The following is a 26,704-nucleotide window of genomic DNA, read 5'->3' as shown; positions in this document are numbered from 1 at the left end:
GAGCAACCAGAAGTGGACCGCCCCCGCGCCCGGAGGAGGGACCCCGCCCACCGTGCCCCCGCCCACCAACCCGCCCGGCACCCCGGACCTCGGGCCGAACGTCTTCGTCTTCGACCCGTCGATGTCGTCCTCGGCCATCCAGAGCCGCCTGAACAGCGTCTTCGCCACCCAGGAGAGCGGCGAGTTCAACAACAACCGGTACGCGCTGCTGTTCAAGCCGGGCACCTACAACGCCGACGTCAACGTCGGGTTCTACACCCAGGTTCTCGGGCTCGGCGCGTCGCCGGACGACGTCACCATCAACGGCGCGGTGCACGTCGAGGCCGACTGGTTCCCGCCGAACAACGCCACCCACAACTTCTGGCGGGCCGCCGAGAACATGTCGGTCAACCCCAGCTCCGGTACCGACCGCTGGGCGGTCTCGCAGGCCGCGCCGTACCGCCGCATGCACGTACGGGGCAACCTGCAACTGGACGACGGCGGCTGGTCCAGCGGCGGGTTCATCGCCGACTCGAAGATCGACGGCCAGGTGCGCTCCGGCTCGCAGCAGCAGTGGCTGTCGCGCAACGCCCAGTGGGGCAGCTGGACCGGCTCGAACTGGAACATGGTCTTCGTCGGTACCGTCAACGCCCCGGCGAACACCTTCCCGAACCCGCCCTACACCACGGTCAACCAGACCCCGGTGGTACGCGAGAAGCCGTTCCTCTACATCGACCAGGCCGGCGGTTACCAGGTCTTCGTACCGGCGCTGCGGTCGAACTCGACCGGCACCACCTGGGCCAACGGGGCGGCGGCCGGCAGCTCCCTGCCGCTGAGCCAGTTCTACATCGCCAAGCCGGGCGTCTCGGCCGCCACCATCAACGCGGCGCTCGCCCAGGGCCTCAACCTGCTCTTCACCCCGGGCATCTACCACCTGGGCGAGGCGATCCGGGTGACCCGGCCCGACACCGTGGTGCTCGGCCTCGGCCTGGCCACCCTGATGCCGGACAACGGCAACGCCGCCATCACGGTCGCCGACGTCGACGGCGTGAAGGTCGCCGGGCTGCTCATCGACGCGGGCCCGACCAACTCGCCGCTGCTGATGGAGGTCGGGCCGACCGGCTCCTCCGCGAACCACGCGGCCAACCCGACCTCGCTGCACGACGTCTTCTTCCGCATCGGCGGGGCCGCGGTGGGCCGGGCCACGGTGAGCCTGCGGGTCAACAGCAACAACGTGATCGGCGACCACATGTGGCTCTGGCGCGGCGACCACACCAACGGGGTCGGCTGGACCGTCAACACCGCCGACACGGGCCTGATCGTCAACGGCAACAACGTGACGATGTACGGCCTCTTCGTGGAGCACTACCAGAAGTACCAGACCATCTGGAACGGCAACGGCGGGCGGACGTACTTCTACCAGAACGAGATCCCGTACGACGTGCCGAACCAGGCCGCCTGGATGAACGGCGGCACCCAGGGGTACGCGGCGTACAAGGTGGCCGACTCGGTCACCAGCCACGAGGCGTGGGGCCTGGGCAGCTACTGCTTCTTCAACACCAACCCGAGCGTGGTGCTGGCGCACTCCTTCGAGGCGCCGACGAACGCCGGCGTCCGGTTCCACAGCCTCACCACGGTCTCGCTCGGCGGCACCGGGACGATCAGCCACATCATCAACAACACCGGCGGGCCGAGCAACTCCGCCACCAACGTGGCCACCTGGACCAACTACCCGTGACCGACCGAGGGTGATGGCGGTCCCGCCGGGATCCGGGCAGTGGAACCCGGTCCCGGCGGGAGCGCCGCTCGTCTCAGCCGATCGACCGCCGAGCGCCCGAGAGTGGATCAACCCTTCCGGCCACGCTAGGTTCCCTTCCGCTGGAAAACCGTCACGACGGGCAAACCGCTCGCCGCGACGGGGCCACCCCCGGCCAGCCAGAAGGAGGGCGCATCGTGCCGTTGCTGTCAGCGCTGGACCACCAGCACACCGTCGCTCCTCCGGGGTACAGCCGTTGGCTGATCCCGCCGGCCGCCCTCTCGGTGCACCTCTGCATCGGACAGGCGTACGCCACGAGCGTCTACAAGAACTCCCTGATCGCGCACTTCGGCGCCAGCCAGACCGCGATCGGCATCATCTTCAGCATCGCCATCGTCATGCTGGGGCTCTCCGCCGCGGTGGGCGGCACCTGGGTCGAGAAGAACGGGCCGCGCAAGGCCATGTTCGTCTCGGCCGTCTTCTGGGCCGCCGGCTTCCTGGTCGGGGCGCTCGGCATCGCGACCAAGCAGCTCTGGCTGGTCTACCTGGGTTACGGCTTCCTCGGCGGCATCGGCCTGGGCATCGGCTACATCTCCCCGGTCTCCACCCTGATCAAGTGGTTCCCGGACCGGCCGGGTCTCGCCACCGGCCTGGCCATCATGGGTTTCGGCGGCGGCGCGATGCTCGCGAGCCCGCTCTCGCGGCAGCTGCTCTCCTTCTACGACCCCGACTACAACTCGGCCGACGCCAGCTCGGTCGCCTCCGGCAGCGCGCTGGTGTGGCTCTTCGTCACCCTCGGCATCGGCTACTTCGTCGTCATGATGTTCGGCGTCGCGAACGTCCGGGTGCCGGCGCCCGGCTGGCGGCCGGCCGGCTTCGACCCGGCCACCGTCGCGGCGAAGCCGCTGGTCACCACGGCGAGCGTGGCCGCCTCCAACGCGATCCGCACTCGGTCGTTCTGGCTGCTCTGGACGGTGCTGTTCTGCAACGTCACCGCCGGCATCGGCATCCTCGAACAGGCCAGCCCGATGATCCAGGACTTCTTCCGGGACAACGGCGTCTCCGGCGTGGGGGTCGCCGCGGCGGGCGGCTTCGTCGGCCTGCTGTCGCTGTTCAACATGGCCGGCCGTTTCGTCTGGTCCTCGACCTCCGACGTCATCGGCCGCAAGCCGATCTACATGGTCTACCTCGGCGTCGGCATGGTGCTCTACGCGCTGCTGGCCCTGGTCGGGCACGCCGCGACGGCGCTCTTCGTGCTGCTCGCCTGCGTGATCCTCTCCTTCTACGGTGGCGGGTTCGCCACCGTGCCGGCGTACCTGCGGGACCTGTTCGGCACCTACCAGGTCGGCGCGATCCACGGCCGGCTGCTCACCGCCTGGTCCGCGGCCGGCGTGGCGGGTCCGCTGATCGTCAACGGCTTCCTCGACGCGCAGGGCAAGCCCGGCACGCTCACCGCGTCGGCGTACCGGCCGGCGTTGTTCACCATGGTCGGCGTGCTCGCCGTCGGGTTCGTGGCCAATCTGCTCATCCGCCCGGTGCCGGAGCGCTACCACGAGCCGGTCGCCGCCACCGACGGTGTACCGGTGCAGCCGGTCGCCGCCACCGACGGTGTACCGGCGCAGCCGACCGCCGCCACCGCCACGTCCGGTACCACCGCGTCCGGCGCTCCGGACGGCACCGAGGGGAGCACCCGATGACCGAGCAACCGACCGACGAGCACCCGCGCGGCCAGACCGGCCGGCTCTGGATCTCCTGGCTGCTGGTGGCGGTGCTGCTCGGCTACGGCGTCGTGCAGACCGCCATCACCGCCGCGAAGCTCTTCACGCACTGAGCCTCGCCGCTGCCGTGGGCACGACCGCCCGGGTGGGCCCGCACGGGCCCACCCGGGCCGGGAAACACCGGCGAGCAGCCGTCCGCCCACCCCGAAACGAGACGAGACCGACCATTGACTTCACGCATGATCGACGCCGCCTCCGCCGGTACCTGGCAGCTCGGTGAGCTGACGGTCAACCGGATCGGGTTCGGCGCGATGCGACTGCCCCAGTACGGTGAGGCGTTCGCCCCCGACGCCGCACCACGCGACCGCGACCAGGCCATCGCGGTGTTGCGCCGAGCGGTCGAACTCGGCGTCAACCACATCGACACGGCCGCCTTCTACTTTTCCCGGCTCCGATCCGCCAACGAGCTGATCAACAGGGCCCTGGCCCCGTACCCGGACGACCTGGTCATCGCCACCAAGGTCGGACCCCGCCGCGCTCCCTCCGGCGACTGGCTGCCCCTGGCCACCCCGGACCAGCTGCGCGGCGACGTCGAGGAGAACCTGCGACAGCTCGGCCGGGACCACCTCGACCTGGTCAACCTACGGGTCGGCGGGGAGGACTCGGTCGCGGAGCACTTCGCCGCCCTGGCCGAGCTGCGCGACGCCGGCCTGATCCGGCACCTCGGCCTGTCCAACGTACGCCCGCACCACCTGGCCCAGGCCCTGGCCATCGCACCGGTGGTCTGCGTGCAGAACCCGTACGGCCTGGGCTACCGGCCCGAACAGGACGACCTCGTACGCGCCTGCGGCGAACGAGGCATCGCGTTCGTGCCGTTCTTCGCCCTCGCCGGCGCCGGGCGCGAGGCGGGCGCCGGCGGGGGCGAACACGACGACGTGTCCGCCATCGCCCGGGCGCACCAGGTCACGACCGCCCAGGTCCGCCTGGCCTGGACCCTGCGGCGCGGACCGCACGTGCTCGTGATCCCCGGCACCGGCGATCCCGACCACCAGACCGACAACGTCGCCGCCGGCGCGCTGCGGCTCTCCCCGGAGGAGCTGGCCCGCCTCGACGCGGTCCACCGGGGCGACAGCTGAACCCGGTTCCGGGACGGCCCGGTCGCCGGCCACGTGACCGGCGCCTCCCGGTCGCCGGCCGCGTGACCAGCGACTCCCGGCCCGGGGCCGCGGGACCGGCGTGCCGGGCCGGGCGGCGACCTACGCCCGTTCGAGGCGTACCACCACGGACTTCGAGGTGGGGGTGTTGCTGATCTCGGCGGTCGAGTCGAGCGGCACCAGGACGTTGGTCTCCGGGAAGTACGCCGCCACGCAGCCCCGGGCGGTCGGGTACGCGACCAGCCGGAACCGCTCCGCGCGCCGCTCCTCGACGGCGCCGGTGCCGGTCGGCCACTCGCTCACGATGTCGACGTGCTCGCCGTCGGCCAGGCCGCGCTCGGCCAGGTCGTCGGGGTGCACGAAGAGCACCCGCCGGCCGCCGGTGACGCCCCGGTAGCGGTCGTCCAGCCCGTACACGGTGGTGTTGTACTGGTCGTGCGAGCGCACCGTCTGCAGCAGCAGCCGGCCCGGCGGTACCCGCAGCACCTCCAGCCGGTTCTCGGTGAAGTTCGCCCGGCCGGTCGCGGTCGGGAAGGTGCGGCTGTCCCGCGGCCCGTGTGGCAGCGTGAACCCGTCGGCCCGCCGGATCCGGGCGTTGAAGTCCGCGAAGCCCGGCACGACCCGGGCGATCCGGTCCCGGATCAGGTCGTAGTCGCCGGCGAACTCGCGCCACGGGACCGCGGCGGCGGCCGGGCCGGCCAGCCGTTCGGCGACGGCGCAGAGGATCTCGACCTCGGAGCGGAGTTCGGGGTGCGCCGGCGCCAGCCGTCCCCGGGACGGGTGCACCCGGCTCATCGAGTCCTCGACCGTGACGAACTGTTCCCGTCCGCCCCGCACGTCGCGCTCGGTACGGCCGAGCGTCGGCAGGATCAGCGCGGTCTCGCCGGTCACCGCGTGCGAGCGGTTCAGCTTGGTGGAGACCTGTACCGTCAGCGCGCACCGGCGCAGCGCCGCCTCGGTGACCGCCGAGTCGGGGGTGGCCCGGACGAAGTTGCCGCCGACGGCGAAGAAGACCGAGGCGCGCCCGTCGCGCATGGCCCGGATCGACTCGACCACGTCGTAGCCGTGCGCGCGCGGCGGCGCGAAGCCGAACTCGCGCTCGATCGCGTCGAGGAACGCGGGCGCGGGCCGCTCGAAGATGCCCATGGTGCGGTCGCCCTGCACGTTGCTGTGCCCGCGCACCGGGCAGACGCCGGCGCCGGGGCGGCCGATGTTGCCGCGCAGCAGCAGGAAGTTCACCACCTCGCGGATCGTCGGTACCGAGTTGCGGTGCTGCGTCAGCCCCATCGCCCAGCAGACCACGATCCGCTTCGCGCCGAGCACCAGCTCGTGCACCCGCTCGATCAGCTCCCGGCTCAGTCCGGTCGACTCGGTGACCTCGTCCCAGTCCAGCTTGCCCAGGTGCGTGGCGTACTCCTCGAAGCCGGCGCAGTGCGCGGCGATGAAGTCGTGGTCGAGCACCGTACCGGGGGCGGCCTCCTCGGCGTCGAGCAGCAACCGCCCGAGCGCCTGGAAGAACGCCAGGTCGCCGCCGAGGCGGATCTGGCAGTAGAGGTCGGCCAGGGTGGTGCCCCGACCGAGCAGGCCGCTGGCGCGCTGCGGGTTCTTGAACCGGATCAGCCCCGCCTCGGGCAGCGGGTTCACCGCGACGATCCGGGCGCCGTGCCGCTTGGCCTCCTCCAGCGCCGAGAGCATGCGGGGGTGGTTGGTGCCGGGGTTCTGGCCGACCACCAGGATCAGGTCGGCGGCGTGCAGGTCGTCGAGGGAGACGCTGCCCTTGCCGATCCCGATCGTCTCCTGCAGGGCCGAGCCGCTGGACTCGTGGCACATGTTCGAGCAGTCGGGCAGGTTGTTGGTGCCCAGCGCCCGGACCAGGAGCTGGTAGACGAAGGCGGCCTCGTTGCTGGTCCGCCCGGAGGTGTAGAAGACGGCCTCGTCGGGCGAGTCGAGTCCGTTCAGCGCGCCGGCGACCAGGTCGTACGCGGCTTCCCAGCCGATCGGCTCGTAGTGGTCGCGGCCGGGGCGCTTCACCATCGGCTCGGTGAGCCGGCCCTGCTGCCCGAGCCAGTAGTCGCTGCGGGTGGCGAGGTCGTCGACCGCGTGTCGGGCGAAGAACTCGCGGGTGACCCGGCGCACCGTCGCCTCCTCGGCGACCGCCTTGGCACCGTTCTCGCAGAACTCCGCGACGTGCCGGTGCGCCGCGGGCTCGGGCCAGGCGCACCCCGGGCAGTCGAAGCCCTTGGCCTGGTTGACGCGGAGCAGGGTGAGCGCGGTGCGCCTGACCCCCATCTGGTCCACGCCGTGGCGCAGCGACGAGAGCACCGCGGGTACGCCGGCGGCGTGGTCGGTCGGCGGTTCGACCCGCAGGTGTGTGTCGAGCGGATCCGCGACCGGGGGCTTACGTGTCATAAGATCATTTTGGTACCGGCCCCGGCGGAGACCTCCGCCGGGGCCGTTCATCGATCAACTCCGCAGCGCGGGCTCCACCAGGTTGGCGTAGCCGACGTGACCGGCCCGGTTCGGGTGGTACGACTCGCTGAGCGGGTTCGACGTGCCGTTGAGCCACTCGACGTCGTCGCAGACCGCGTGCCCGGTGAACGGTCCCCGGGCGTCGACGAAGCGGAAGCCGTGCGCGGCGGCGCGCGCCTGGGTGGTGGTGGCGAGCAGGTCGGCCGCGGCGTTGAGTTCCGCCTGCTCACCGGGGGAGATGCGGGCGATGATGTTGCATTCCTCGCCGTTGAAGAGCCGCGGGTACCCGACCACGACGACCTTGGCGTTCGGCGCGAGGCTGCGGATCCGGGCGTAGAGCTGGTCCAGCGAGGCCGGCAGGGTGTTGCGGATCTTGTTCTCGGCGGCGTCGATCTCCGCCCAGCAGGTGTACGGCCAGGGCTTGGCGCACTGGGTGATCACCGAGGCCCAGCCGATGTCGTTGCCGCCGGCGGAGACGGTGACGTAGGTGGTGTTGGCGTTCAGGCTGCCGAGCTGGCCGCTCAGCACGTTCGAGACGGTGGCGCCGGAGCAGGCGGCGAAGCTGAGCGTGGCGCCGAGCCGGGCCGCGTCGAGCACCGGATAGGCGTAGTTGGAGCGCTGGCACGAGCTGCTGTCGTACGCGTACTCGCGGGTGCCGGTACCGGAGGAGTACGAGTCGCCGAGCGCGGTGTAGCTGGCGGCGGCGGCGTGACCGGGGGCGGCGGTCAGGAACACGGCCGCCAGGGCGGCCACGAGGGGGACGGTGAGGCGGCGCAACAACATGAGGGCCTCCTGGCACGGGGGTGGTGCGCGCGAGGGGTCGAGCGCGGGGTGAGGCCAGGCTGGCAGAAAGCTGCGGCAATTTGAAGTGATGAGGGCAAATATTTTCGTGCTGGTCCGCCGACCGACATCAATGCCCAAGCCGCGTCCCGTCGACGACGGGGCAGGCCGGCGACGATCGGCAGGACCCGGCCCGGTCAGGCCGGGGAGTCGGCCTCCGCCGGCGCCGTCGGGGACGGGTTCCCGTCCGGGCCGAGCCGCGAGATGTGGTAACCGTCCGGGTAGGTCCGCGTCCTGACCCCGTCGGCGAAGAGCGGCACCGCGCGGGGCCGACCGAACCGGCGCAGCAGCAGGGCGCGGGCCCGCAGGCCCAGGTGCAGCCCGGCGCGGACCGCCGCCGGTGGCCGGGCCACCCCGGTGGCGCGGCGCAGCCGCTCGTCGTACATCGCGCTGACCAGGGCGTTACCGAGCGGGGCGAGGGGGCGGGGGATGCGCCCGAGCATCAGCGAGCGGCTGCCCCGCTCGATCGCGGCCGCCTCGTCGCTGTACCGCAGGTGTGCGTCGTCGTATGCGTCGAACCACGCCTCGAAGGCCGGATAGGAGTCGGGAATCTCCCTGATACCCATCCGGGCGCCCAGTTCGCGGTAGTAGCGGCAGACCGCGCGCCGCTCGTGCTCGCTCGGGCGGCGCCAGGCGTACCGGTCCAGCCAGCGGAGCGGTACGACCACCAGCGCGGCGAGGATGTAGAGGTACTCGTCGTTGGGGATGTCGTACGGCCGATGCAGCTGGTTCACCCGCCGTACCGCCGCGCGGCCGCGCGGGTGCTCGAAGCCGTTGAGCACCATCTCGTACATCAGCAGGCCGGTGTCGTCGATGCGCTTGCGGGTGCGCCCGGTCAGCTCGCCGGTCGAGACCAGCAGCGCGGCCACGGCGGGGATCGAGAAGGCGCGGTTGAAGGCCAGGTTCAGGCCGAGCCTGGCGTCCCACGGGAACTCCTGGCGCAGCATGATCTGGTAGATCTCCAGGTAGTCCCGCTCCGGGTCGAGGGAGCGGATCCGGCGCAGGTTCGCGTACCGCGCGCTCGTCTCCTGCCTGCGACCACCTGGGCTCACTGCCGACCTCCGGTCTCGACGGCGGGCTCGTTCGGCGGCGGTCCGCCGGCACGGGCCCGGTCGAGGGCGCGCACCACCAGCGGGGACCGCCGGTAGGCCGTCGCCACTCGGGTCAGCCACGCGATCTCGCCCCGGTAACCGCCGTCCGGATCGTACGGGTTGCGGTAGTCCGGCTCCTCGGCGGTCGTACCGGCGCGGGCGCCCCGGATCCCGGCGGCGAGCATCGCGGCCTCGACCACGGCGGCGCGGGCCGGCCCGTCCGGTACGCCGGCGGCGGCCAGCTCGGTCGCCGCCGCGCTCACCCGCCGGTCGATGTACGGGCGCAGCGCCAGCCGGCCGTCGCGGATCTCGGTGATCCGCCGGTGCAGCGCGTAGTCGACGTCCCGCAGCGCCACGGTCGGGCGGTGCGCCTGCTCGTCCAGGACCAGGTGCGGCTGGGCCGCCGTGACGTCGCGCCACAGCGGTCGCAGCCGGTACCAGGCGCGCTGCCGCTCGACCCAGGTCAGCGTGGTCTCCAGCGCCGGCCCCCAGGTCGGCAGCGTCAACCCCACGATCATCAGCAGCGAGGCGACGGTGACCAGCACCGCGGCGACCCGTGCCTCGCCGCCCGGGGCGTGACCGAACCGGTACGCCACGAGGTAGCCGGCCTTGCTGGCGCAGTAGCAGAGCGCGAAGGTGGCCCCGAGCGCGGTGACCCGCAGCCCGCGGCGCAGCCACGGGCGGGGGCTGACCCGTGCGAAGCGCCAGCAGAGCCGGGCCACGTCGGCGGTGTAGCCGATGAAGATCAGCAAGTAGACGATGAGGTACGCGGCGACCGCGGGGTGCCGGGCGTACTCCACGGTGAGCCGGACCGGCGGGTCGAGCGGCAGGGTGCTCAGCCAGAGCGCCACCAGCACGCCGAACCCGACCGAGGCGGCGAGGACCCGCCGGCGCGCCCGGGGTGCGGCCTGGTCCGGCGCCAGCGCGAGGAAGAAGAGCAGCACCTCGGCCTGCGCCGCGATCCCCATCACCCCGGCGTGCGCCAGCACCTTGCCGAGGTTCGGCAGGCCGGTGAGGTCGTCCACCCCGGCGCCGACCGCCGGTACGGCGAAGGTGACCCCGAAGGCGAACCAGCCGAAGGAGTAGACCAGCGCCCGCAGCACCCGGTTGCCCCGGTCGCGCCGCAGGTCGCGCAGCTTGTAACCGCAGGCGACCCAGCCGGCGGCGGCACAGAACGCGTACAGCGCCGTCTCCATGGCGCTCCCTCCCGTGGCGGCTCACCTCGACCGCGGCCCGGCGCTCCCGTCAGGGATGCGGATGTTCCAACCCCTGTCGCAGCCGAGCGTAGAGCGCCGCGTCGGTGGGGGAGAGGTCGGCGGCGGGGGCGGCCGGGGCCGGGCGGCTCGCCTCCTCCAGCAGCACGGTCGCCATCATCTCCGCCTCCTGCTCCTCACGGCGGCTGTACGCGCCCGTGCGGCCGAGCACCCGGTGCACGAGGGTGGGGCGCAGGCTCGGCAGGAGCAGCTGGCTGGCCGCGTCGTCGTCGATGGCGAACGAGCGGTGGTCGAGCAGGACGTGTCCCAGCTCGTGGGCGATGATGTGGTCCTGGTGCACCCGGCTGGTGCGCTCCTCGTACGCGATGATGTGCCCGGCGTCGGTGAAGAAGGTGAGCCCGAACGGCGCGCCGGTCGGCATCGGTACGGCCACCAGGTTGATCGGTTGGCGCAGCGCGTCGCCGACCCGCTGGCAGAGCAGGGCCGCGTCGAACGGCTGAGGCACCGCACACCCCCGCGCGCGCAGCTCGTCCAGGCGCTCCAGGCACGCCTGGCGCAGCTCGGAGGGGTTCATCTCATCGCTCTCCCGCGTTGGGTCCGCCCGCCGCCACTCCGCGACGATCACCACTGCGTACGTCCGCCCGGCTCGCCGCCGGTCTCACCGCGTTGGATCTGCAACGCCCGTACCACCCGGTCGAGGATCTCTCCGACCGCGTCCAGCTGCTCCTCCGGGAGGGTGCTGAGCCGGGTCGCCACCGCCCGCACCTTGAGGTTGCGCATGGCGTGCAGGGCCAGCAGGTCCCGCTCGATCTCCTCGGCCCGCCGGCGGTCGAAGAAGTACGCCGGGTCGACGTCGAAGAAGTCGGCGAGCGCCTCCAGGTGCTCCTTCGTGGGGTTGGTCCGCCGTCCGGTGCGCAGTTGCCAGATGTAGACGTCCGAGATCGAGCGCCCCTGGTCGCGGATCGCGTCGGAGACCTCACGGTTGGTGTACGGCTCCCGCTCCGCCGGGTGCACGGTCTGGAACAGCAGGTTGAGCTTGTCCGCCAACGTGGACCCCCCGGGACCGTCGCCGGTCATGCCCACCTCCGTCTGCTCTCCGACAGCCAGCTTTAGCGAAAACCGGAAAGTCAATTAACTTCGGTTGACGCGAGCGCGTTGCGTCAGTCTAGGATCGCATGTCGGACTGATCAACTGGCGTTAGCTCCACCGGCGGGATGGCAAACGACTGTTAACGGGACCGGCGGCGGTACGCCGGGGGAGGGGCGGCAAACGGGGGCGTCTCTCACCCGGCTGCCGCATCGGTACCGCTGGTCAGGCGGGCCAGCCGCGCGCGTACGCCGGCGAAGTGGGCATGCATCGCGGCGGTGGCCGCGGCCCGGTCCCCCTCGGTGACGGCGGTGTAGATGTCCCGGTGTCGCCGGGCCACGTCGGCCGGCGGCTCGGCCGGCTCGCCCAGCTCGTCGCGGAGCTGGTGGTAGACCTCCCAGAACGCGCCGAGCAGCTGGCCGACCAGCGGGTTGTCCAGCGGGCGGTAGAGCACGTCGTGGAAGAGCCGGTCGGTCTCCGGCGAGACGATGCCGACCTCCGCCTCGGCCTCCATCCGGGCCATCACCTCGGCGGCCTGCGCCAGGTCGGCCTCGTGGTGCCGGTCGATGAGGCGCTGCACCAGCCCGGACTCCAGGATCTCCCGCACCTCCATCAGGTGCCCGAGGTGGTTGGGCCGGTCGGCGAGGGTGATCCGGCTGTGGAAGGCCAGCTCGTCGACGAGGCCCGTGAAGGACATCCGCCCGACGAACATCCCGAAACCGTGGCGGATGTCCACGATCCCGACCGCCTGCAACGCCTTCAGCGCCTCCCGGACCGAGTTGCGGCTGATTCCCAGCTCCGTCATCAGCTCCGACTCGGTCGGCAGCGGGTCGCCGGCCGCGAGGCCGCGGTCGAGGATCAGGCTCTTCACCGACTCCTGCACCTCCAGGGCGCGGCTGAGTCGCTGGCGTACCCGGCGGTGGGCTGTTGTCATGCTCGTCCCTCGGGGTCGTGGTGGGTCACGCCGCGCCGCGGTCGGCGGCTCCGGCGGGATGGGTTCGAGTGGTGGCCGGACGTCCTACGGCGCCGCGCCGCGCCGGGGGCCGCCGGACCCGCCCCGGGAGGGCGGCCACGGACGAAACATTGTCGTCATCACGCGGTCATCCTCCCTTGACCTAGCCCGGATCGGGCTCTAGCCTCCAGTCTAACGCGCGACATGGGATGTGGGACGTCCAACGTCCCGCTGGATAAATCTTTCTTTCCCTGCCGGATGACACACGCCTGTAGCCGGATGACACGCCTGTAGGAGGCACCGTGAGCGTCCCGGAATCTCGGCCCGCCCTCAGCCGCCGCGATTTCTTGCGGTACAGCGGCCTGGTCGGCGTGGCGGCCACCATCGGGTCCACCCTCTCCGCCTGTGGCAGCGGCCCGGCCTCGACCAGCTCGGTCGGGGCGGGCGGCGACAAGGACCTGCTCACCGCGGTGATCGGGTACGGCAACGACCAGAGCTGGGACCCGACCCAGACCGCCTCCGCCTTCACCATGGCGGCGAACAACCACATCTACGAAGGGCTGGTGGACACCGACCCGGTCACCCGGGAGCCGTACCCGGCGCTCGCCACCGCGCTGCCGGCCGACCCCGCCGCCACCTCGTGGAAGTTCAGCCTGCGCCCCGGGGCGAAGTGGCACGACGGCCAGCCGGTGACCGTCGACGACGTGCTCTTCACCTTCGAGCGGATCCTGGAGCCGGGGAAGACCCTGGTCAACTCGTTCTTCGCGGCCTGGCTCAAGGAGGTCCGCAAGGTCGACGACAGCAACGTCGAACTCGTCTTCAACTTCCCCTTCCCCGACGCGCTGCGGCGGCTCACGATCGCGAAGATCATGCCGAAGCACGTCTACGGGCAGCCCGGCGGCTGGGACGCGGCCAAGGGCGGCAAGGCGATCGGCTCCGGCCCGTACCGCCAGACCGCGCACAACCCGAAGTCGAACACCACCTTCGAGGCGTTCGCGGACTACAACGGCCCGCGCAAGCCGCTGGTGAAGAAGATGAACTGGCTCTCGATCGTGGACGCCGCCGCCCGGGTCGCGAAGATCTCCGGCGGGCACGCCGAGGCGCAGATCGCCGACAACATCCCGTACGCCAACATCGAGCAGCTCAAGGGCTCAGGGCTGACGGTCGAGGGCGCCCGGGGCATGAACCACATGTTCCTGATGTTCAACACCGCCAACAAGCCCTTCGACGACGTACGGGTCCGGCAGGCCCTGCTCTACGCGATCGACACGCCGACCATGGTCGACGTCGCGCTCAAGGGGCACGGCACCCCGGCGACCAGCTTCCTCAACGACCAGAACCCGTCGTACGCGAAGGCCAGGACGGTGTACGGCTACGACCCGGAGAAGGCGAAGCAGCTGCTCGCCGCCGCGGGCGTCGGCAACCTCTCCATCACGCTGATGGCCGTCAACGTCAGCTGGATCGTCGACTGCCTGCCGACGATCGCCAACTCCTGGAACGCCATCGGCGTGAAGACCACGCTCCAGCCGCAGGACACCAGCGCGCTCTTCACCAAGATGGACCAGTCCCAGGACTACCAGGTCGTCGCGGCGGCGTCGAACCCCAACCAGTTCGGCATCGACGCGGACCTGATCCTGCGCTACAACTACACCCGCGGTGGCACCTGGATGAAGTACACCAAGTGGGACGCCAGCGCCGAGGCCAACCAGCTCTTCCAGCTGATGGACCAGGCGACCCGGGAGCCGGACCAGGCCAGGAAGCTGGCGCTGACGCACCAGTACCTCGACCTCGTCGCCGAGCAGGCGGTGCTCTACCCGGTGGTGCACACCGAGCTGATGACCGCCTGGGACCCGAAGAAGCTCTCCGGCGTACGCGCCCAGGGCTACCCGGGCATCAACGTGCTCCAGGCCAAGCGCGGCTGAGCGGCGCCCGCCGGTCGCGCCCGCGTGACCGGCGGGCCTGACCGGCCGTCGGTGCCGCCGGCACGGTCACCCGGGTCCCCTCCGCCACGACCCGGGTGACCGTCCCGGCGGCACCGGCCCGAGCACCCGCGCCGCCGCCGTAGCCGGCCGCGCGGCCGGTACTTCCGTCCATCGAGGAGTCGCACCCGTGGCAGTCGTCGTCAGAATGCTGCTCCGCCGCATCCTGCTGCTGATCCCGCTCCTGCTGGGCGTGATCCTGTTCGTCTTCATCGTGATGCGTTTCTCCAGCAACAAGCCGGAGTACGCGTACTTCCAGGGCGCCAACCCCACGCCCGAGCAGATCCACCAGTTCCAGCTGGAGAACGGCCTGCTGGACCCGCTGCCGGTGCGGTACCTGCGCTTCGTCGGGGACCTGCTGCACGGCGACCTCGGTACCAGCGTGCTGACCAAGGCGCCGGTGCTGGACTCGGTGCTCACGGCGCTGCCGCTGACCCTCCAGCTGACCTTCCTGGGCCTGCTGGTCGCGGTGGTGCTGGCGCTCGTCTTCGGGGTCACCGGCGCGATCTTCCGGGACCGCTGGCCGGACCAGCTGATCCGGGTCGTGTCGCTCGCCGGGGTGGCCGCCCCCTCGTTCTGGCTCGCGCTGCTGATGATCCAGTGGCTCGCGGTGAACCGGGGCATCTTCCCCACCAGCGGCTACATCAACCCGGCCGACTCGTTCACCGGCTGGCTGGAGTCGATGACCCTGCCGGCGCTGTCGCTCTCCCTGCCGGTCGCCGCGCAGCTCACCCGGATCGTGCGCACCGCGATGGTCGAGGAGCTGGACAAGGACTACGTCCGTACCGCCGTCGGCAGCGGCCTGCCGCCGGTCGTGGTGGTCGGCCGCAACGTCCTGCGCAACGCGCTGATCAACCCGTTGACGGTGCTCGGCCTGCGGGTCGGCTACCTGCTCGGCGGCGCCGTGGTGATCGAGACGATCTTCTCGCTCCCCGGCATGGGCAAGCTGATGATCGACGGCGTGATGAACGGCGACCCCGCCGTGGTGCAGGGGGTGGTGCTGACCATCGCGGTCGGCTTCGTCGTGGTCAACCTCGTCGTCGACGTCCTCTACCTGCTGGTCAACCCGAGACTGAGGAGCGCCTCGTGATGCGACGTGGACTGGCCGCCCGCCTGGCCCGCCCCGGGATCCGGTTCGACCGCCTCTCCCCGCTGTCGTGGCTCGCGCTCGGCGTCGTCGTACTGATCGCCCTGGCCGCGCTCCTCGCGCCGGTGCTGGCCCCGCACTCGCCGCTGGAGCAGGCGGCCGTGGGCGGGGGACCCTCGGCCGCGCACTGGATGGGGCTGGACAGCGCCAACCGGGACATCTTCAGCCGGCTGCTCTACGGCGCGCGCTGGTCGCTGGTGATCGGGCTCGGCGCGACCGGGCTGGCCCTGGTCGCCGGCGCGGTGATCGGCGCGGTGGCCGCCACCTCGCGCCGCTGGATCGACGAGACCATCATGCGGTCGCTCGACGTGATCATGGCCTTCCCGGGGATCGCGCTCGCGGCGGTGCTGGTCGCGGTCTTCGGCGGCGGCATCGGCGTACTGGTGGTCGCGATCGGCTTCCTCTACATGCCCTCGGTGACCCGGGTGGTACGGGCGAACGTGCTGGCCCAGTACGGCGAGGACTACGTCGCCGCCGAGAAGATCATCGGTGCGCGGACGGCGTACATCGTGCTCCGGCACGTCGCCATCAACTGCGCCGCGCCCGTGCTGGTCTTCTGCACGGTCATGGTCGCCGACGCGATCGTCTTCGAGGCGTCGCTCTCCTTCATCGGCGCCGGGGTACGGCCGCCCGACCCCTCCTGGGGCAGCGTCATCGCCGACGGCAAGAACATGGTGCTGCTCGGCGGCTGGTGGGCCACCGTCTTCCCGGGCCTGCTGATCCTGGTCACGGTGCTCTCGCTGAACATTCTCGCCGAGGGGATCTCCGACGCCTGGGCGGCCCCGGTGGCGCGTACCGCCGCCCGACGCCCGGGAACGGCGCCCGGCGCCCCCCGGTCCGAGGCCGACGCGTTCGAGCAGGCGGCGCCCGGCTCGGGCGAGATCACCGAGCTGCCGGGGCTGGCGGAGGCGGCCCGGCGGCTCGCCGAGCGGGCCCGGCCGCTGCCGACCGGCGAGCCGATCCTGCGCGTCACCGACCTGCGGATCGGCTTCGAGGGCCGGCACGACGGGGTCGACATCGTGGACGGGATCTCGTTCGACGTCCGGCCGGGCGAGGTGCTCGGGATCGTCGGCGAGTCCGGCTGCGGCAAGTCCCTCACCGCGCTGACGGTCATGGGGCTGCAACCGCGCGGCGCCCGGATCGGCGGCGCGATCCACTTCGCCGGGCGGGACCTGCTGAAGCTCTCCCGAACCGCCCGCCGCCGGCTGCTCGGCCACGACATGGCGATGATCTACCAGGACGCGCTCTCCTCGCTGAACCCGGCGATGACCATCCGCGCCCAGCTCAGGCAGCTCATCCGGCGCGGCGGCCGGCGCAGCGCCACCGAACTGCTGGAACTGGTCGGGCTCGACCCGGCGCGCACGCTCTCGGCGTACCCGCACGAACTCTCCGGCGGGCAGCGCCAGCGGGTACTGATCGCGATGGCGCTCTCCCGCAACCCCCGCCTGATCATCGCGGACGAGCCGACCACCGCGCTGGACGTGACGGTCCAGGCGCAGGTGATCGAGCTGCTGCTGCGGCTGCGGGCCGAGCTGGGCTTCGCCCTGATCCTGGTCTCGCACGACCTCGCGCTGGTCTCCGACGTCACCGACCGGGTGGTGGTGATGTACGGCGGGCAGATCGTCGAGACCGGCGTCACCGCCACCCTGGTCGGCGCCCCCGCGCACCACTACGCCCGGGGCCTGCTGGGCTCGGTGCTGTCGCTGGAGTCGGGGGCGCGACGGCTCACCCAGATCCGGGGCGTGGTGCCCTCCCCGGCGGACTTCCCGGCCGGCTGCCGCTTCGCCGACCGGTGCCCGATGGCGACCGGGGTCTGCCGTACCGAGGCGCCGGTGCTGGCCGGCGCCGACGACCGCCACCGGGTGGCCTGCCACCACCCGGCGATCGACATCGCGACGCCGCTGGTCGCGGGGACGGAGGCCCGATGACGGCGCGGACGGCGGGGGAGACCCTGGGGGACGGAGGCCCGATGATGGCGCGGACGGCGGGGGAGACCCTGCTGGAACTCACCGGCGTGGACGTGGTGCACAAGGCCCGCTCCGGCGGGATCCTCACCCGGGACCGGGTGCACGCCCTCACCGGCGCGGACCTGGTCGTGGCGGCCGGCGAGACGGTCGGCGTGGTGGGCGAGTCCGGCTGCGGCAAGTCCACCCTGGCCCGGGTGATGGTGGGGCTCCAGCGCCCCACGGCCGGTACCGTCAGCTTCCGCGGTCGCGACGTCTGGCGCATGTCCCAGGCCGAGCGCCGCACCGTGATCGGCTCGAACACCGGGATGGTCTTCCAGGACCCGTCCACCGCGCTCAACCGCCGGCTGCCCGTACGGCGGGTGTTGCGCGACCCGCTGGACGTGCACCGGCGCGGCACCGCCCGGGAGCGCGACGAGCGGGTACGCGAGCTGCTCGCCCTGGTCGGCCTGCCGGCCAGCGCCGCCGACCTGCTACCCGGGCAGCTCTCCGGCGGCCAGCGCCAGCGGGTCGCCATCGCCCGGGCCCTCGCGCTGCGCCCGGAGCTGCTGATCGCCGACGAGCCGACCAGCGCGCTGGACGTCTCGGTCCGCGCCCAGGTGCTCAACCTGCTGTTGGAGCTCAAGGAACAGCTGGGGCTGGCGCTGGTCTTCGTCTCGCACGACATCCAGACCGTACGTCGGATGAGCGACCGGGTGGTCACGATGTACCTGGGCCGGATCGTCGAGCAGGCCCCGGCGCGGGCGGTGCCGTACGGCGCGCGGCACCCGTACACCCGGGCCCTCTTCTCGGCCACCCCCGGGCTGCTCTCGCCGATCGAGCCGATCCCGCTGGTCGGCCCGGTCCCGTCCGCGACCCGGCCGCCGAGCGGCTGCCCCTTCCGCACCCGCTGCTGGCGGGCCGACGACGTGTGCGCCGCGCAGCTGCCGCCGGCGCGCGGCGAGGCGTCCGACGGCCATCTGTTCCGTTGCCACCACCCGGTGGCGGACGGGGCCACCGACCGCGAACTGATCAGCCAAGCACAGGAGCGTGAATGACCAGCAACGACAACTCCGGCGCGGTGGCGCCGGCGGGGAGCGCACCGACCGGCGCACGGCCGGCGGCGCGCGGGCTGACCGGCGTCATCCCGCCGGTCTGCACCCCGCTGACCCCCGACTTCGAGGTGGACACCGGGTCGCTGGCCCGGTTGGTGGACCACCTGATCGAGGGCGGGGTGGACGCCCTGTTCGTCCTCGGCTCCACCTCGGAGGTGGCGTACCTGCCGGACCGGCACCGCCGTGCCGTGCTGGAGACGGTGGTGGGACACGTCGCCGGGCAGGTGCCGGTGCTGGCCGGCGCGATCGACATGACCACGCTGCGGGTGCTCGACCACGCCCGGGTCGCCGCGGCGGCCGGCGCGGACGCGATCGTCGCCACGGCGCCGTTCTACACCCGTACCCACCCGGTCGAGATCGACCGGCACTTCCGGGCGGTCGCGGCCGGCGTCGGGCTGCCGCTGTACGCCTACGACCTGCCGGTCTCGGTGCACAGCAAGCTCGGCGCGGAGCTGGTGCTCGGGCTCGCCGCCGACGGCGTGCTCGCCGGGCTGAAGGACTCCAGCGGCGACGAGGGCAACCTGCGCGGGGTGATCCTGGGCCGGCGGGAGCGCAGCGACCTCGGCGGGTTCAGCGTCCTCACCGGCTCGGAGCTGACCGTCGACTCGGCGCTCTGGATGGGCGCGGACGGGGTGGTGCCGGGCCTGGGCAACGTCGATCCGCACGGCTACAGCCGGCTGTACCGCCTCGCGGCGCAGGGGGACTGGGCCGGCGCCCGTACCGAGCAGGAGCGGCTGCTGCGGCTCTTCGAGCTGATCACCGTCGGCGGTACCCGGATGGGGATCAGCTCCTCCGCGCTCGGCGCCTTCAAGGCGGCGCTCTACCTGCGGGGCGTCATCGCGCACCCGACCACGGCCGTGCCCCAGGTGCCGCTGGACGACGACGAGATCGCCCGGGTCGGCAAGTACCTGGAGGCGGCCGGCCTCCGCTGACCGGCCACTCCCGTCCCCGCCCCCGTCCCCGCGCCGTCGATCTAGGGCAAATCCTCGTTAGAGGATCTCTAATCACGACGATTTGCCCTAGATCGACGCGCTGAGGGGGCGGGGCTGCGGGTCAGGCGGCGGGGCCGAGCAGCTTGCGCAGGTAGTGCAGCTGCTCCGTACGCTGGAAGCCGGCACCGCCCTCGTGCCCGTTGTACGGCCAGACGGTGATCTCCTTCTCCGTACCGGCGTAGTGGTTGTAGGCGGCGAAGACGGTCGACGGCGGGCAGATGGCGTCCATCAGCGCCACCGAGAAGAGCGTCGGCGCGGTGGCCCGGGTGGCGAAGTTGACCCCGTCGAAGTAGCTCAGCGTCTCGAAGACCCGGTCGACGTCGTACCGGTGCGTCTTCAGGTACGAGACCAGCTCGCCGTACGGCATCGCGTCGGTGATCTCGGTGGCCCGCCGGTAGTGGCAGAGGAACGGCACGTTCGGCAGGACGGCGGCCAGCCCGTCGACCAGCCCGGCGGCGGCGAGCGTGATCCCGCCGCCCTGGCTGCCCCCGGTCAGGATGATCCGCTCCGGGTCGACCCGCGGGTGCGCGCGGACGGCGTCGACCGCGCGCACCGCGTCGGTGAAGACGCGCCGGTAGTAGTAGTGGTGCGGGTCGCCGATGCCCCGGGTCATGAAGCCCGGGGTCTGCGGGCCGCCGACCGGGTCCGGGTCCGGGGTGTCGCCGACGAGCGAGCCGTTGCTGCCCTGGCCCCGGGTGTCCATCACCAGGTGGGCGTAGCCGGCGGAGCTGAACGGCAACCACTCGTGCGGCAGGCCGCGCCCGCCGCCGTAGCCGATGTACTCGACCACGCAGGGCAGTGGGCCCTCGGCCTGCGCCGGCAGCAGGAACCAGCCCCGTACCGGCTGGCCGGCGTAGCCGGCGAAGGTCACGTCGTAGACCTCGACCGTACGCAGCGCGGCGTCGTACGGCACGAAGCGCGCCTCCCAGCCGGCCTCGCGGGACTCGCGCAGCGTGGCGGCCCAGAACTCGTCGAAGTCGCCCGGCTCCTGCCGTTCCGGCAGGTAGTCGCGAAGCCGCTCCAGTGGCCAGTCGACCAGCATGTGGTCCTCCCCATGTGCCTCGCCGGGACGGCCTTCACCGCCTGGCGGTCCAGATTTTGTTTCATGATCTACCTAGGCGACCGGCCTGCCAACCCGCGCCGGCCCGGCGTCCGGGCCGCTCAGCCGAGCGCCGTCCAGGACGTCGGGCGGTCACGGTGCGGGCGCGGCGAGCAGGGAAGGGGCGTCGACCCGCCGCGGGTGGTGACACCCGCGGCGGGTCGCCGGCTCACCGTACGGTCTCGAACTCCAGCCGCAGGCCGAGCCGGTCGCGTACCGGTGCGTCGTGCTCGCGCACCGCGGTCAGCTCGGCGTCCGACAGGGCCCGCCGGTAGACCCGCACGTCGTCGAGGGCGCCGTGGAACCGCTGGGTGGCGTCCAGCCGCTCGCCGAGGTGGATGCCCTCCACCCCGAACTCCTTGCCGGCGGTCACCGAGCCGGGCGGCGCCGTCGCCGAGGCCACCTCGACCCCGTCCACCAGCAGCCGCAGCCGGCCGGCGGCGCGTTGCAGCGCCACGTGGTGCCAGCGGTCGTCGTTGTAGGCGGCGGTCGAGGCGACCGAGACGTTGAACCGGTCCACGCTGAGCATCGCGATCAGGCGCTTGTTGGCCGGTTCGGCCCGCAGCCAGACCTGCGGGGTGGTGCCGGAGCCCATCCGGTACATCCAGGCGATCGCGTGCGAGCCGCCGGTGTCGGCGTACCGGATCCAGGTGGTCAGGGTGAAGTCGTCCGCGCCGAGGTCGATGGAGCGGTCGAAGGGGACCTCGACCCGGTCGTCCACCCCGTCGAGCGCCAGCCCGGACCCGTACCGGCCGGTGGTGAGCCGGGCGTCGCCGCGCACGTACGCGGTGTTGTGGTGCGCCGAGTCGGGCGTGGTCGGTCCGGGGGCGGGCGGGCCGGGGACACCCGGCGGGGTGCCGTTCGGGGTGGACAGGTACGCCTCGTTGAACCGGGCGTAGCGGATGCTCTCGTACGGGCTGGTGACGCCGGCCTCGTACATCAGCGCGGCCTGGTCGCCGTCGAGCCGCACCAGGTCCGAGTAGGCCGACGGGCCCCACCAGAAGACCTTGCCCTGCCGCCAGTCCTGGAAGCTGCGCGCCTCGTCGAAGGAGGAGCGCACGGCCATCGCCTCGCGCGCGACGGGGTGCGCCGGGGCGGAGAGCAGGATCCGGTCGCGCCGGTCACCGGCGTCCCGAGCGCCGAAGCGCAGCAGGGAGGCCTGCACGTCGGGCAGCTCCAGCTTCGGCAGGGTGGCGAACGGCGCGTCGAAGGTCTCGCCGCCGTCGCTGCTGATCGCGTACGCCCGGCTGCCCGGGTCGGTGCCGCGCTCCCGGGCCAGCGCGTAGACGCGCCCGTCGGTCAGCTCGACGACCGTCACCTCCTGGGCGATCACCGTGCCGTCGTCCCGGCTGGTCTCGGCGCCGATGTGCCAGGTCGCGCCGCTGTCGTCGCTGTAGAGCAGGTGGGTGCCGTAGACGTGCGGTCCGACCCGGTCCCAGGTCTCGAAGCTGGCGCCGACGACCAGCCGCCCGGCGTGCGGGCCGCGCCGCAGCTGGATGCCGTGCATCGGGCCGGTGGCGTACCAGAAGTTCCACTCGGGCCGCTTCGCCTCGGTCAGCTCGCGCGGCGCCGACCAGGTCGCGCCGTCGTCGTCGCTGACCTGCACCCACGGGTCGCGGTCGCAGCCGTTGGGGCAGGGCGCGGGGCCGTTGCGCGTGCTGACCAGCACGATCCGCCCGGTACGCTCGTCAACGATGGGCACCGGGTTGCCGTGGGTCTCGCCGTTGCCCTCGTCGACCAGTTGGAGCGGACCCCAGGTGTGTCCGCCGTCGGTCGAGCGGCGCAGCACGAGGTCGATGTCCTCGTCGTCGCCGCAGTCCTTGACCCGCCCCTCGGCGAAGGCCAGCACCATGCCGTTGGTGGCCCGGACCACCGCGGGGATGCGGAAGCAGGCGTACCCGAAGTCGCCCTGCTTGTAGATCACCTGGTCCTCGATGAACGGCTCGGCCGCGCCCGGCGCGGTGGTCGGGCCGGCCGCCGGCGCGGCATCCGGGCTGGCCTGGGCGGGGCCGGCCGCCGCGCCGAGCAGCAGGCCGGCCAGTACGACGGCGGCGCCGGCCCGGCGCCGCCAGGGGTGGAAGCTGACTTCGCGAGACCACCGGGTGGGACCCGGTCTGGGGGAACGAACTCGCATCTCGTCGCGCCCTTCGTCGGGAGAGTTTGTCGAGTGGAGACCATACGTCCCACGTGGGATGTCTGGCTAGACCGGAACAATCGAGGTGTGAGCGGGCGTTGACCCGCTAAAGATGGGATGTCCCGGGGTGGTGCGGGCCGGACGGGACGCCCGCGACATCCGGGCGGACCTCGACCCGACCTCGACCGGGGACGGGGTAACCTGAGCGATACCTGGAGAGATTTGACGGCAGCTTGGCGACCAGGAAAAAAACGCCTAAAGAGCCCGCGGACCCGGATCGCGCTCTTTTGGCAAGGTGGTAACGGAGGAGTGCGGTGGCGGTAGACGTGCAGGTCCTGAGGGACCGGTTGGATCAGCGGATCCTCGTCCTCGACGGAGCCTGGGGCACGATGCTCCAGCAGGCCGGGCTCACCCCGGAGGACTACCGCGGCGAGCGCTTCCGCGACCACGAGCGGGACGTCACCGGCGACCCCGACCTGCTCAACCTCACCCGACCCGACGTCGTGCTCGACATCCACCGGCAGTACCTCGCCGCGGGCGCCGACATCACCACGACGAACACCTTCACGGCGACGAGCATCGCCCAGGCCGACTACGGCCTGCAGGACGTGGCGCGCGAGATGAACCTGGCCGCCGCGCGCCTGGCCCGCCAGGCCGCCGACGAGGCGGGTGGCCGGCTGGTCGCCGGCTCGGTCGGGCCGCTCAACGTCACGCTCTCGCTCTCGCCCCGCGTCGACGACCCCGCGTACCGGGCCGTGGAGTTCGACGCGGTGCGCGCCGCGTACGCCGAGCAGATCGCGGCCCTCGCCGAGGGCGGCGTCGACCTGCTGCTCATCGAGACCATCTTCGACACGCTCAACGCGAAGGCCGCCCTCGCCGCGGCCATGGAGGTCGCGCCGCAGCTGCCGCTCTGGCTCTCGGTGACCATCGTCGACCTCAGCGCCCGTACCCTCTCGGGGCAGACCGTCGAGGCGTTCTGGACCTCCGTCGCGCACGCCCGCCCGCTGGTGGTCGGGGTGAACTGCTCGCTCGGCGCCAAGGAGATCCGGCCGCACGTGGAGGAGCTGTCCCGGCTCGCCGACACGTACGTGAGCTGCCACCCGAACGCCGGCCTGCCGAACGCGTTCGGCGGCTACGACGAGCAGCCGCACGACACGTCCCAGCTGCTGCGCGGCTTCGCCGAGGCGGGCTACGTGAACGTGGTCGGCGGCTGCTGCGGTACCACCCCGGCGCACATCGAGCGGATCGCGGCGGCCGTGGCCGACCTGGCCCCCCGGCAGCTGCCCGAGCGCCCGGCGCGGACCCGGTTCAGCGGGCTCGAACCGTTCGAGTTCGGCCCCGACACCGGCTTCGTGATGGTCGGCGAGCGGACCAACGTCACCGGCTCGGCCCGGTTCCGCCGCCTGATCGAGGCGAACGACTACCAGGGCGCCGTGGACGTGGCCCTGGAGCAGGTACGCGGCGGGGCGAACCTGCTCGACGTGAACATGGACGCCGACCTGCTCGACGGCGAGCGCGCCATGACCACCTTCCTCAACCTGATCGCCACCGAGCCCGAGGTGGCCCGGATCCCGATCATGATCGACAGCTCCCGGTGGAGCGTGCTCGAGGCCGGGCTCAAGTGCGTGCAGGGCAAGGGCGTGGTCAACTCGATCAGCCTCAAGGAGGGCGAGGAGAGCTTCCTCGACCAGGCCCGCCGGATCCGCGACTACGGGGCCGGCGTGGTGGTGATGGCCTTCGACGAGCGCGGCCAGGCCGACACGGTCGAGCGGAAGGTCGAGATCTGCGCCCGCGCGTACGACCTGCTCACCCGGCGGGCCGGCTTCGCGCCCGAGGACATCGTCTTCGACCCCAACGTCCTGGCGGTCGCCACCGGGATCGAGGAGCACAACGGCTACGCGAAGGCCTTCATCGACGCGCTGCCGCTGATCAAGGAACGCTGCCCCGGGGCCCGCACCAGCGGCGGCATCTCCAACCTGTCCTTCTCCTTCCGCGGCAACGACGTGGTCCGCGAGGCGATGCACTCGGCGTTCCTGTTCCACGCCATCCGCGCCGGGCTCGACATGGGCATCGTCAACGCCGGCCAGCTCGTGGTCTACCAGGACATCCCGGCCGACCTGCTGGAGCTGGTCGAGGACGTGATCTTCAACCGCCGGCCGGACGCCACCGACCGGCTGGTCACCTTCGCCGAGACCGTCAAGGGCAAGGGCACCCAACGCGAGCGGGACCTCTCCTGGCGCGAGGCGCCGGTCGACCAGCGGCTCGCGTACGCGCTGGTGCACGGCATCGTCGACTTCATCGAGGAGGACACCGAGGAGGCGCGCCAGCAGGCGGCCCGGCCGCTCGACGTGATCGAGGGGCCGTTGATGGACGGCATGAAGGTCGTCGGCGACCTATTCGGCGCCGGGAAGATGTTCCTGCCCCAGGTGGTCAAGAGCGCGCGGGCGATGAAGCGCTCGGTCGCGTACCTGGAGCCGTTCATGGAGGCCGAGAAGGAGCGGGCGCTGCGCGAGGGCCGGGTCGACGGCCGGCGCGCCCAGGGCAAGGTCGTGCTCGCCACCGTCAAGGGCGACGTGCACGACATCGGCAAGAACATCGTCGGCGTGGTGCTGGGCTGCAACAATTACGAGGTCGTCGACCTGGGCGTGATGGTGCCGGCGGCGAAGATCCTGGACACCGCGGTCGCCGAGGGGGCGAGCGTGATCGGGCTCTCCGGTCTGATCACCCCGTCCCTGGACGAGATGGTCAACGTGGCCCAGGAGATGCAGCGGCGCGGGCTGGAGATCCCGCTGCTGATCGGCGGGGCCACCACCTCCAAGCAGCACACGGCGGTACGGATCGCCCCGGCGTACGAGCGCCCGACCCTGCACGTGCTCGACGCCTCGCGCGTGGTCGGCGTCGTCTCCGACCTGCTCGACCCGGTCCGGTCCGAGACGCTGGACCAGCGCAACCGCGAGGAGCAGGAGCGGCTGCGCGAGCAGCACGCCGACAAGGAGCGCCGGCCGCTGTTGTCGCTCGCCGCCGCGCGGGCGAACCGGGAGCAGGTCTCCTTCGACGACCTGCCGACCCCGCCGTTCACCGGCCGCCGGGTCGTCGCGCCGACGCTCGAGGCGCTCCGCGAAATGATCGACTGGCAGTTCTTCTTCACCGCCTGGGAGCTGCGGGGCAAGTTCCCGGCGATCCTGGAGCAGCCGGCGGCGCGGGAGCTGTACGACGACGCGACCGCGCTGCTCGACGAGATCGTGGCCGGCGGGCTGCTCACCGCGCGCGGCGCGTACGGCTTCTGGCCGGCGCACGCCGAGGGTGACGACATCGTCCTGGCCGACGGCCCCCGGTTCCCGATGCTGCGGCAGCAGGCGGCGTGGGACGGCGGCCGGCCCAACCGCTGCCTGGCCGACTACGTGGCGCCGGCCGGCGACCACCTCGGCGCCTTCGCGGTCTCGATCCACGGCGCGGACGAGCTGGCCGCCCGGTACGAGGCCGAGCAGGACGACTACCGGGCGATCATGGTGAAGGCGCTCGCCGACCGGCTCGCCGAGGCGTTCGCCGAGTACATCCACCTCCGGGCGCGCCGGGAGTGGTTCGAGCCGGACGCCCAGCCGAGCCTGGCGGAGCTGCACGCCGAGCGGTTCCGGGGCATCCGCCCGGCGTTCGGCTACCCGGCCAGCCCCGACCACAGCGAGAAGGAGAAGCTCTTCGCGCTGCTGGACGCGGGCGAGTTCGGCATGGCGCTGACCGAGTCGTACGCGATGACCCCGGCGGCCAGCGTCAGCGGGCTGATCTTCGCGCACCCGGGTTCGCGCTACTTCGCCGTCGGCCGGGTGGACCGGGACCAGGTCGCGGACTACGCCGAGCGCAAGGGCATGCCCGTGGCCGACGTGGAGCGCTGGATCCGGCCGAACCTCGGCTACGAACCGGAGCAGCCCGCCTGAGCGCTGGTGCCGGGGGCCACCGCTCCCGGCACCACGCCGCCCGGCCGATCCGCGCCGCCTGTCAGATCCCTGCTCGCCCGGCCGGTCCGTGCTCCCGTGCCGCC

General features: G+C 72.2%; 19 protein-coding genes. 10 read left to right on the top strand and 9 right to left on the bottom strand.

The annotated features are described in order from the left end of the window. From AB0J86_RS36315 to AB0J86_RS36300, 4 genes are all read left to right on the top strand, one after another. On the top strand, nucleotides 1-1,717 hold a 1,717-nt coding region (locus tag AB0J86_RS36315; protein WP_363862555.1), incomplete at its 5' end, for a coagulation factor 5/8 type domain-containing protein. A gap of 221 nt (nucleotides 1,718-1,938) precedes the next feature. Beyond that, complete coding sequence (locus AB0J86_RS36310) at nucleotides 1,939-3,432, top strand: OFA family MFS transporter (protein ID WP_363862561.1); 1,494 nt, start codon at nucleotides 1,939-1,941, stop codon at nucleotides 3,430-3,432. Beyond that, entirely contained in the window at nucleotides 3,429-3,566 is a 138-nt protein-coding gene (locus AB0J86_RS36305) for a hypothetical protein (RefSeq protein ID WP_363862552.1), read from the top strand. Before AB0J86_RS36310 ends, AB0J86_RS36305 begins: the two co-directional genes overlap by 4 nt. A 126-nt stretch (nucleotides 3,567-3,692) precedes the next feature. After that, complete coding sequence (locus AB0J86_RS36300) at nucleotides 3,693-4,589, top strand: oxidoreductase (RefSeq protein WP_363862549.1); 897 nt, start codon at nucleotides 3,693-3,695, stop codon at nucleotides 4,587-4,589. A 120-nt stretch (nucleotides 4,590-4,709) separates the two neighbouring features. On the opposite strand, the gene AB0J86_RS36295 is transcribed toward AB0J86_RS36300, so the two are convergent. From AB0J86_RS36295 to AB0J86_RS36265, 7 genes are all read right to left on the bottom strand, one after another. Beyond that, nucleotides 4,710-7,016 (bottom strand): FdhF/YdeP family oxidoreductase, encoded by a 2,307-nt coding sequence (locus AB0J86_RS36295; RefSeq protein WP_363862546.1) that lies wholly within the window; start codon nucleotides 7,014-7,016, stop codon nucleotides 4,710-4,712. Between the two features lie 54 nt (nucleotides 7,017-7,070). Further along, the gene (locus AB0J86_RS36290; protein ID WP_363862543.1) at nucleotides 7,071-7,859 is read right to left on the bottom strand and encodes an SGNH/GDSL hydrolase family protein; all 789 of its coding nucleotides are present in this window, start codon (nucleotides 7,857-7,859) and stop codon (nucleotides 7,071-7,073) included. Between the two features lie 194 nt (nucleotides 7,860-8,053). Then, entirely contained in the window at nucleotides 8,054-8,968 is a 915-nt protein-coding gene (locus tag AB0J86_RS36285; RefSeq protein WP_363862540.1) for an oxygenase MpaB family protein, read from the bottom strand. After that, nucleotides 8,965-10,203, bottom strand: a complete 1,239-nt coding sequence (locus AB0J86_RS36280) for an MAB_1171c family putative transporter (protein WP_363862537.1) — start codon at nucleotides 10,201-10,203, stop codon at nucleotides 8,965-8,967. The genes AB0J86_RS36285 and AB0J86_RS36280 overlap by 4 nt, the downstream gene beginning before the upstream one ends. A gap of 49 nt (nucleotides 10,204-10,252) precedes the next feature. Next, complete coding sequence (locus tag AB0J86_RS36275) at nucleotides 10,253-10,795, bottom strand: ImmA/IrrE family metallo-endopeptidase (protein WP_363862534.1); 543 nt, start codon at nucleotides 10,793-10,795, stop codon at nucleotides 10,253-10,255. Nucleotides 10,796-10,842: 47 nt separating this feature from the next. Then, nucleotides 10,843-11,298, bottom strand: coding sequence for a helix-turn-helix domain-containing protein (locus AB0J86_RS36270; RefSeq protein ID WP_363862531.1), 456 nt, complete (start codon nucleotides 11,296-11,298; stop codon nucleotides 10,843-10,845). A gap of 205 nt (nucleotides 11,299-11,503) precedes the next feature. Continuing rightward, nucleotides 11,504-12,241 carry an FCD domain-containing protein gene (locus AB0J86_RS36265; RefSeq protein ID WP_363862528.1) on the bottom strand — a complete coding sequence of 246 codons (738 nt, stop codon included), beginning with the start codon at nucleotides 12,239-12,241 and terminating at the stop codon, nucleotides 11,504-11,506. A 320-nt stretch (nucleotides 12,242-12,561) separates the two neighbouring features. Between AB0J86_RS36265 and AB0J86_RS36260 the strand changes: the two genes are divergently transcribed. From AB0J86_RS36260 to AB0J86_RS36240, 5 genes are all read left to right on the top strand, one after another. After that, nucleotides 12,562-14,181: an ABC transporter substrate-binding protein gene (locus AB0J86_RS36260; protein ID WP_363862525.1), complete on the top strand. Its 1,620-nt coding sequence runs from the start codon at nucleotides 12,562-12,564 to the stop codon at nucleotides 14,179-14,181. A 187-nt stretch (nucleotides 14,182-14,368) separates the two neighbouring features. After that, the gene (locus tag AB0J86_RS36255; RefSeq protein WP_363862522.1) at nucleotides 14,369-15,328 is read left to right on the top strand and encodes an ABC transporter permease; all 960 of its coding nucleotides are present in this window, start codon (nucleotides 14,369-14,371) and stop codon (nucleotides 15,326-15,328) included. After that, entirely contained in the window at nucleotides 15,328-17,313 is a 1,986-nt protein-coding gene (locus AB0J86_RS36250; protein ID WP_363862558.1) for a dipeptide/oligopeptide/nickel ABC transporter permease/ATP-binding protein, read from the top strand. The genes AB0J86_RS36255 and AB0J86_RS36250 overlap by 1 nt, the downstream gene beginning before the upstream one ends. Then, nucleotides 17,310-18,386: an ABC transporter ATP-binding protein gene (locus tag AB0J86_RS36245; RefSeq protein ID WP_363862519.1), complete on the top strand. Its 1,077-nt coding sequence runs from the start codon at nucleotides 17,310-17,312 to the stop codon at nucleotides 18,384-18,386. The genes AB0J86_RS36250 and AB0J86_RS36245 overlap by 4 nt, the downstream gene beginning before the upstream one ends. Then, complete coding sequence (locus AB0J86_RS36240; RefSeq protein WP_363862516.1) at nucleotides 18,383-19,375, top strand: dihydrodipicolinate synthase family protein; 993 nt, start codon at nucleotides 18,383-18,385, stop codon at nucleotides 19,373-19,375. The genes AB0J86_RS36245 and AB0J86_RS36240 overlap by 4 nt, the downstream gene beginning before the upstream one ends. Nucleotides 19,376-19,496: 121 nt before the next feature. Here the strand turns inward: AB0J86_RS36240 and AB0J86_RS36235 are convergent, their stop codons facing one another. Further along, on the bottom strand, nucleotides 19,497-20,477 hold the full coding sequence (locus tag AB0J86_RS36235) for an acetylxylan esterase (protein WP_363862513.1): 981 nt from the start codon (nucleotides 20,475-20,477) through the stop codon (nucleotides 19,497-19,499). A gap of 226 nt (nucleotides 20,478-20,703) precedes the next feature. Then, nucleotides 20,704-22,668, bottom strand: a complete 1,965-nt coding sequence (locus tag AB0J86_RS36230; protein WP_363862510.1) for a sialidase family protein — start codon at nucleotides 22,666-22,668, stop codon at nucleotides 20,704-20,706. Nucleotides 22,669-22,982: 314 nt separating this feature from the next. Here AB0J86_RS36230 and metH point away from each other — a divergent pair, with 314 nt between their 5' ends. After that, on the top strand, nucleotides 22,983-26,600 hold the full coding sequence (metH, locus tag AB0J86_RS36225) for a methionine synthase (protein ID WP_363862507.1): 3,618 nt from the start codon (nucleotides 22,983-22,985) through the stop codon (nucleotides 26,598-26,600). Nucleotides 26,601-26,704: the final 104 nt, after the last annotated feature.

This window comes from Micromonospora sp. NPDC049559 (assembly GCF_040676675.1).
In the GTDB taxonomy this organism is placed as follows: Bacteria; Actinomycetota; Actinomycetes; order Mycobacteriales; family Micromonosporaceae; genus JBFAPK01.
Note: the sequence above shows the minus strand (reverse complement) of the source record. Positions and strands in the feature narration are given on the sequence as shown.